Source organism: Thermoplasmata archaeon (assembly GCA_035532555.1).
Classification (GTDB): domain Archaea; phylum Thermoplasmatota; class Thermoplasmata; order Lutacidiplasmatales; family UBA184; genus Lutacidiplasma.
The window spans coordinates 236,188-243,121 of record DATKQS010000024.1 but is presented as its reverse complement, the minus strand read 5'-3'; the positions used below and the strand labels follow the sequence as shown (position 1 = coordinate 243,121).

Genomic DNA, 6,934 nt, shown 5'->3' with positions numbered 1-6,934 from the left:
GACGCCCCGGGAAGCCTTCCAGCGGAAGCTCCCCCCGGAGAGCCTCCTCGGCCTCCATATGCGGGCGATCGATCAAATTCCGGAGGCCGCATGATGCGACGCCGCCGATCGCGTAAGGGAACTAATTCCTGTACACTACACCAACCGTTGAAGCTAGGTTCTTTTATATAATAGAGCTTACATTTTATTCGCGATAACCTAGGGACGCCTCCCGAGGACCATCGAAGGAGCACGTTATGTCAAAAATCATCGGAATCGATCTAGGGACCAGCAACTCGGCCGCCGCCATGTTGGAAGGCGGACGGCCGGTGATAATCCCGAGCGCCGAGGGCACGACTGTGGGCGGGGGAAAGGCATTTCCATCGTACGTCGCGTTCGCGAAGGACGGTCAGTTGATCGTCGGGGAGCCGGCGCGCCGTCAAGCGATCTCGAACCCTGAGGGGACCGTCACCGCTTTCAAGCGGAAGATGGGGACCGATTACAAGTATCGGCTCCAAGGAAAGGAGTACACGCCGCAACAGCTCTCGGGCTTCCTGCTCCAGAAGATCAAGCGGGACGCCGAGGCGTTCATCGGGGAGAAGGTCGACAAGGCGGTCATCACGGTCCCCGCCTACTTCAACGACAACCAGCGCCAGGCGACGAAGGACGCCGGTGCGATTGCCGGGCTCGAGGTCGTCCGGATCATCAACGAGCCTACCGCCGCGAGCCTTGCGTACGGGCTCGACAAGAGCGGCAAGAGCCAGAAGATCCTGGTCTTCGATCTCGGCGGTGGGACTCTCGATGTCACGATCATGGACTTTGGCGACGGAGTCTTCGAGGTCGTCTCCACGAGCGGCGACACGCAGCTCGGCGGGACCGACATGGACACGGCGATCACCGACTGGATCGCCGTGGAGTTCCGCAAGGAAAGCGGGATTGACATTCGCTCGGACAAGATGGCGGTCCAGCGGGTCCGCGACGCCGCAGAGAAGGCCAAGATCGAGCTCTCTTCGACCTTGGACACTCAGATCAACCTGCCCTTCCTGACCGCCACCAACGAGGGCCCGAAGCACCTCGCGCTGCAACTGACCCGCGCCAAGCTCGAAGAGCTCGTGCGTGACATCATCGCCCGCTGCAAGTCCCCGGTCGAACAGGCCCTCAAGGACGCGAAGCTGAGCAAGGACCAGATCGATCGCATCGTCCTCGTCGGGGGTCCGACCCGGATGCCGGTGGTCCAGCGGTTCCTGGAAACCGAGCTGGGCCGGCCGATCGAGCGGGGAGTCGACCCGATGGAGTGCGTCGCCACGGGCGCCGCAATCCAGGGCGGTGTGCTCGCCGGCGAGGTCAAGGATGTCTTGCTGCTCGACGTGACCCCGCTCTCGTTGGGGGTAGAGACCCTCGGGGGCGTCTTCACCCGACTGATCGAACGGAACACGACGATCCCCTCCCGGAAGGCCCAGGTGTTCAGCACCGCGGCCGACAACCAGTCCACGGTGGAGATCAAGGTCTTTCAGGGCGAGCGGCCGATGAGCGAGGACAACGTCCCGCTCGGACGATTCCTATTGACGGGCATCCCGCCGGCCCCCCGCGGGGTTCCCCAGGTCGAGGTCACCTTCGACATCGACGCGAACGGGCTCGTGAACGTCTCCGCGAAGGATCTCGCGAGCGGCCGCCAGCAAGGGATTACGATCAGTGCCGCGAACAAGCTCAGCAAGGAGGACATCGAGAAGATGGTCCGAGAGGCGGAGCAGTTCGCCAGCAAGGACCGCGAGCGCACGGAGGGCGTCGAGGCACGCAACCGCGCCGAGTCGCTCGCCTACGAGGCCGAACGGCTCCTGGAGGAGCAGAAGGCCAAGATCCCCGAGTCCGCGATCAGCGATCTCCGGGGGAAGATCACCACCGTGCGTGAGGCCTTGAAGTCGGCCGAAACCCCGGTCGCGCGGGTGCGCGAACTGACAGAGGAGCTCGTGCGAGCGCTGCACAAGGTGTCTCAGGAGCTGTACCAGACCGCGCCACCCCCGCCTCCCCCGACCGAGTCCGGCCCGAGCACCGCGCCGCCGGCCGAAGAGCCCCCAGCGAACGGCCCCGTGGACGCGGACTTCAAAGTCGTCGACGACGACAAGGGCGGTAGCGCGGGCTCCACGTAGGCCGAGCGCGACGCCCTATGGCTCGCCCGCGCCGCGCGGGCGCGGCCAGGTCCGTCCGCTCCCGGGTCCCTCGTAGCGAACGTCGGGACGGATCACCCGGTTGTCTGCGGCTTGCTCGAGCGCGTGGGCGACCCAGCCTGCCGTTCGGGCGAGCGCGAAGGTCGGGGTCATGCAATCGCGCGGGATCCCCACCGCCTCGAGCACGACCGCGCTGTAGTACTCCACGTTCGTGTAGATCCGGGCCCCCGGCCGCGCCCGGTGGAGCGCCTCGAGCGCGCAGCGCTCTACCGCCTCGGCGAGATGGACGCGCGCGGGATCGGCGACGTCCCGAGCGAGTTGGTGCAGCAGGACCGCCCGAGGATCCTCGACCTTGTACACGCGGTGGCCGAACCCGTAGAGGAGACGACGGTGCTCGAGTTGCTCTGCGACGTAGGTCTCCGCGCGGTCCGCGGTGCCCACGGCGTCCAGCATCTGGACGACGAGGCTGGGAGCGCCTCCGTGCAACGGGCCCTTGAGCACCGAGAGCGCGGCGGTCGCCGCGCTGATGAGGTCGGTCTGGGTCGATATCCCGATCGTGAGGGCGAACGTCGACGGGTTCATTCCATGGTCCGCGAGGAGATCGAAGTAGCCTGTCAGAGCTCGGACGTGGGCGGGATCCGGATCCGTCCCATGCAGCATGGCGAGGTAGTTCGCCACCTGACCGAGGCCGGGCCGAGAATCGATCGGGTCCTCGCCCCGCGAGCGGCGTAGATATCGAGTGAGCAGCACGGGAAGCCGCGCGATGAGCTCGTACCCCTGCTCGAGCGTCGGGGGGTACCCGTACGTGCCATCTCCCATCATCGACAGGAGGGTCCGCATCGCTTCCAGAGGGGGCTTCCCGGCCGGGAGCGCGTCCGCCGCCTCGGCGAGCGCCGGGGGCAGGGTGCGGGCCGCCGCGAGCGCTTCCGAGATTCGTCGGGAGGGGTCCTCCGAAGGCGGATCTCCGAACAGGAGCAGATGGACGATGGATTCGTACGGCGTTCCGGGCACGAGTTCGCGTACGTTGAAGCCGCGGTAGACGAGCGTCCCCGTTTCGCCTCCGACGTCGCTGATCCGACTCGAGCCGACGACGACCCCGGCGAGCCCCTTCGCCGTCGTGACGCTCTCGGCCATACCGCGCGACGGAGGTACGCCAGGATATCGCTTTGCCGGGGCGCGTTCCGGGAAAGGTTAAGGAAGCTCCCCCACTCCTGTCGACGATGGCGACCGGTCCGGCCCAAGTCCTGGAGCAGGCGCTCCATCAGCGCGTCTCGCTCGTCCTGAAGGACGGGCGCACCATCTCGGGCGAGCTGCTCGGCATGGACGAGCACCTCAATCTCGTCCTGGACCACTCCGAGGAGACGACGGCGGAGCGGACGCGTCGTCTCGGTCGCCTGATCGTTCGTGGCTCTAGTGTGACGAGCCTTTTCGCGCCGGGACGGATGCCGGCGAAAGCACCGTGAGCGCAGGGACCCCCTCGAGTGATCGGGAGCGCTCTCGTCTCCGTTCGAAGGGAGAGGAGCTCGCCGTCCTCAAGCAGCTCGGGCTCGCGGGCGCCGACCGCGCCCCCCTCGAATTGACCTCGCGCGAGGTCGGCGAGAGGATCGGAGCGAGCCAGCAGGCCGCCGACCGCTACCTCGTCGCGTTGGAGAAGCGCGGCTACCTCACCCGGACCCTGGTGGGGCGACGCCCGAAGCTCGCGCTGACGTCCGCAGGGATCGACGCCCTGCGTGCGGAGTACCACATCTACCACCGCATCTTCGATGGCCCGGCCCGGATCTCCTTCCGGGGAACAGTCACCTCCGGTCTCGGGGAGGGCCGCTACTACCTCTCCCAGCCGGGATACGCCCAGCAGTTTCCCTCCCGCCTCGGGTACGGTCCGTTTCCCGGCACGCTCAACGTTCGGATCGAAGCCGGGACCCGTCGCCAGATTGGGCTCGTGCGCCACTGGGCGGGGATCCGGATCGATGGGTTCCAGGCCGGCGACCGGACGTTCGGGGGCGCGACCTGCTACGTGGCGCGGCTCAACGACCACCCCTGTCATCTCATCCGGCCGGATCGGACCCACTACGAGGATGTCGTCGAATTCGTCGCCCCCGAATCGCTCCGGGAGACGTTGCATCTGACGGATGCGATGGACGTCGGCGTCGAGGTCGAGGAGTCGTGAGCGCGCGATCGATCGCCCGCTCGGTCGCCGACGAGCGACGCCCGGCGCCGGCCGAGCCCGACGCTGCCCGCCGGTTCGTCAACCAATGGGTGGAGGCCGAGGCCCTCGGCCGTGAGGAGGTCCGCGCGTTCGTGCTGATCCTGAAGACGCGCGGCTGCTACTGGGCCGACGTCAAGGGCTGCTCGATGTGCGGCTACGCAAAGGATACGCTCGGCCGCTCGGCCACGCCCGACGAGCTCGCGCACCAGCTCCAAGCTGCGATCGACCGATACCGAGGCGAGCCGTACGTCAAGGTGTACACCTCGGGAAGCTTCCTCGATGACCGCGAGGTCGACCCCGAGAGCCGACGGAGCATCCTGGGCGCGTTCGCCGGCAGAGCCCGTCGCTTCCTGTTCGAGACGCTCCCGGAGTTCACGACCCCGGAGGTCCTCGCCCCTCTCTCCGAGGTCTTCCCCGGGGAGATCGAGGTGGCCCTCGGCCTGGAGAGCGCCAACGCGGACGTGCTCTCCCGGCTCATCAACAAGGGCTCGTCGCCCGAGGAGTACTTCGCCGCGGGGGACCGGGTGCGAGCCGCGGGGATGCAGGCGAAGGCGTACCTGCTCCTCAAGCCCCCGTACCTCGGAGAGGACGAGGCCATCGCCGACGTGGTCGCATCGGTCGCGGCCGCCCAGGCCCACTTCGATGCCCTGTCCATCAATCCGGTCCACATCCAGAACGGCACCGTGGTCGAGTGGCTCTACCATCGCCGGCGCTACCGGCCGCCGTGGCTGTGGAGCGTGGTCGAGTCGATGATCGAGGGGGCGGCTCGGCGCGGTTCGTCTCGTCTCGTCTCCTTCCCGACGGCGGGCGGTCTCGCGCGCGGGCCGCACAACTGCGGTCGATGCGATCGACGGGTCCTCGCCGCGATCCAACGCGCCTCGCTCACCCAGGAGTTCGAGCCTTTGCGAGAGCTCGAGTGCGGCTGCCGGGCGAACTGGGAGACCGTGCGCTCCCTCGAGCCGGTAGGGGTCGAGGCGTGAGCGCCTGTGTGCCGGATTTGCCGCCGCATGCCGAGGCGACGATCCATGCCTTTCTGCGATCCTACGTGCGGAGCGAGGGGATCGAAGGGGCCGTCGTGGGCCTCTCGGGGGGCATCGATAGCGCCCTCGTGGCCCGCCTCGCTTCCGACGCGCTCGGCAAGGACCGCGTGCTCGGAGTCCTCATGCCGGACGCGGCGTTCCCGGAGGCCCTGAGAAAGGAAACCGAGCAGTACGCGGATGCGCTCGGGATCGAACGACAGACCGTCGTGATCACGTCCATCGAGAACGCCTTCCGCGCGGCGTTGCCCGACATCCCAGATCGGGTCACCTGGGGCAACACGAAGGCCCGGATCCGGATGACGACGCTCTACGCCCTCTCTCGCGAGCGGCATCGGCTGGTGCTCGGCACCGGGAACCGGTCGGAGATCCTCCTCGGATACTTCACGAAGCATGGGGATGGCGGCGTTGACCTGCTTCCGATCGGGGAGCTGTACAAGACGCAGATCCGGGCCCTCGCAGCCCAGCTCGAGCTTCCCGGCCCGGTCCGGGCGCGAGCCCCCAGCGCGGGCCTTTGGCCGGATCAGACGGACGAGGCCGAGCTCGGTCTCGGGTATGCCGAGATCGACCGGATCCTCGTAGCGCTGCAGCAGGGGGAGGGTGTCGGGGAGATTGCGCGCGAGACCGCGCTACCGCTGGAGACCGTGCGCGGCATCGCCGATCGAGTGGAGCGGAACCTCCACAAGCGAGTCCCCGCTCCGATGGCCAAAATGGGAACGGATGCGAGCGCGACGGGCGGGCACGCCGAACCTTCGCACGGGGCACGGCGCTCCCGACCATAGCCTTAAGCTCAACTGCGGTTGGACCGGCCGAATCGTCCGGAGGACTTTTCGGCTTCCCATGGACCGCCCCACCTACCGTCGCCTGTATGACGCCCTGGCGACGCTCGACGACGTGCACCGCATCTCCCACGACGAACATCGAGACGAGGAGCTCCTCTTCGTCATCCATACCCACCGGGTCACGCGGGACGCGACCCGCCGTTTCTATCCGGTCCAGCACCAGCTCCCCCGAGTGCTCTCCGAGTGGAAGCGCGGCCGCAGCATGCTCGATATCTCGCACGAGTGGCGGTTCCCGCCCGTACTGGCCGGCCAGATCATCATGAAGGGTCTCGGGGTCCCGCGCAAGCAGGTATGGGGATCGTTCCTGCACCCCGAATCGGCTCCCGACGCGCGCCTGCGGCACGAGGTCGAGGAGCTCCTCTCGGCCGACATGATCTACTCGCCGCGCGGGATGGAACTCCAGCGGGAGCGAGGGATCAAGGGCGAGGATCGCCTGTACCGGTGGCTCGAGAAGCACGGGATCGGGTATCGGACGGAGAAGGACCTTCGCGGCAAGTTCCAAAAGACCCCGGACGCGCTCCTCGACGACCCGATCGTCTTCCTCGGCCAAAAGATCACCTGGATCGAATCGAAAGCGAACTTCGGCGACGACGTGGAGCTACGCAAAAACCTCAAGCGCCAGCTCGGACCGTACACCGAGATATTCGGAGAGGGCGCGGTCGTATACTGGTACGGGTACATCGAGGAGGGCGAGTCTCCCCCCGG

6 protein-coding genes and 1 pseudogene are annotated in these 6,934 nt (G+C 67.3%); 6 read left to right on the top strand and 1 reads right to left on the bottom strand.

What is annotated here, in order from left to right:
* The first annotated feature begins 236 nt into the window (after positions 1-236).
* Complete coding sequence (gene dnaK, locus VMV28_07985; protein HUZ80535.1) at positions 237-2,126, top strand: molecular chaperone DnaK; 1,890 nt, start codon at positions 237-239, stop codon at positions 2,124-2,126.
* Between the two features lie 15 nt (positions 2,127-2,141).
* On the opposite strand, the gene VMV28_07980 is transcribed toward dnaK, so the two are convergent.
* Positions 2,142-3,278: a citrate/2-methylcitrate synthase gene (locus VMV28_07980; GenBank protein ID HUZ80534.1), complete on the bottom strand. Its 1,137-nt coding sequence runs from the start codon at positions 3,276-3,278 to the stop codon at positions 2,142-2,144.
* Between the two features lie 86 nt (positions 3,279-3,364).
* Here VMV28_07980 and VMV28_07975 point away from each other — a divergent pair, with 86 nt between their 5' ends.
* The 5 genes and pseudogenes from VMV28_07975 (at position 3,365) to VMV28_07955 (ending at position 6,917) form a co-directional block, all read left to right on the top strand.
* Entirely contained in the window at positions 3,365-3,607 is a 243-nt protein-coding gene (locus tag VMV28_07975) for an LSm family protein (GenBank protein ID HUZ80533.1), read from the top strand.
* On the top strand, positions 3,604-4,311 hold the full coding sequence (locus VMV28_07970) for a DUF120 domain-containing protein (protein HUZ80532.1): 708 nt from the start codon (positions 3,604-3,606) through the stop codon (positions 4,309-4,311). The genes VMV28_07975 and VMV28_07970 overlap by 4 nt, the downstream gene beginning before the upstream one ends.
* Positions 4,308-5,330, top strand: coding sequence for an archaeosine biosynthesis radical SAM protein RaSEA (locus VMV28_07965; protein ID HUZ80531.1), 1,023 nt, complete (start codon positions 4,308-4,310; stop codon positions 5,328-5,330). The genes VMV28_07970 and VMV28_07965 overlap by 4 nt, the downstream gene beginning before the upstream one ends.
* Positions 5,327-6,169 (top strand): NAD+ synthase, encoded by an 843-nt coding sequence (locus tag VMV28_07960; protein HUZ80530.1) that lies wholly within the window; start codon positions 5,327-5,329, stop codon positions 6,167-6,169. The genes VMV28_07965 and VMV28_07960 overlap by 4 nt, the downstream gene beginning before the upstream one ends.
* Positions 6,108-6,917: pseudogene (locus VMV28_07955) on the top strand (C15orf41 family protein). The gene VMV28_07960 and the pseudogene VMV28_07955 overlap by 62 nt, the downstream one beginning before the upstream one ends.
* The last annotated feature ends 17 nt before the right edge of the window (positions 6,918-6,934 follow it).

Coding starts and splice junctions, on each gene's coding strand:
- dnaK (HUZ80535.1), top strand. CDS start 237: ATGTCAAAAATCATCGGAATCGATCTAGGGACCAGCAACTCGGCCGCC.
- VMV28_07980 (HUZ80534.1), bottom strand. CDS start 3,278: ATGGCCGAGAGCGTCACGACGGCGAAGGGGCTCGCCGGGGTCGTCGTC.
- VMV28_07975 (HUZ80533.1), top strand. CDS start 3,365: ATGGCGACCGGTCCGGCCCAAGTCCTGGAGCAGGCGCTCCATCAGCGC.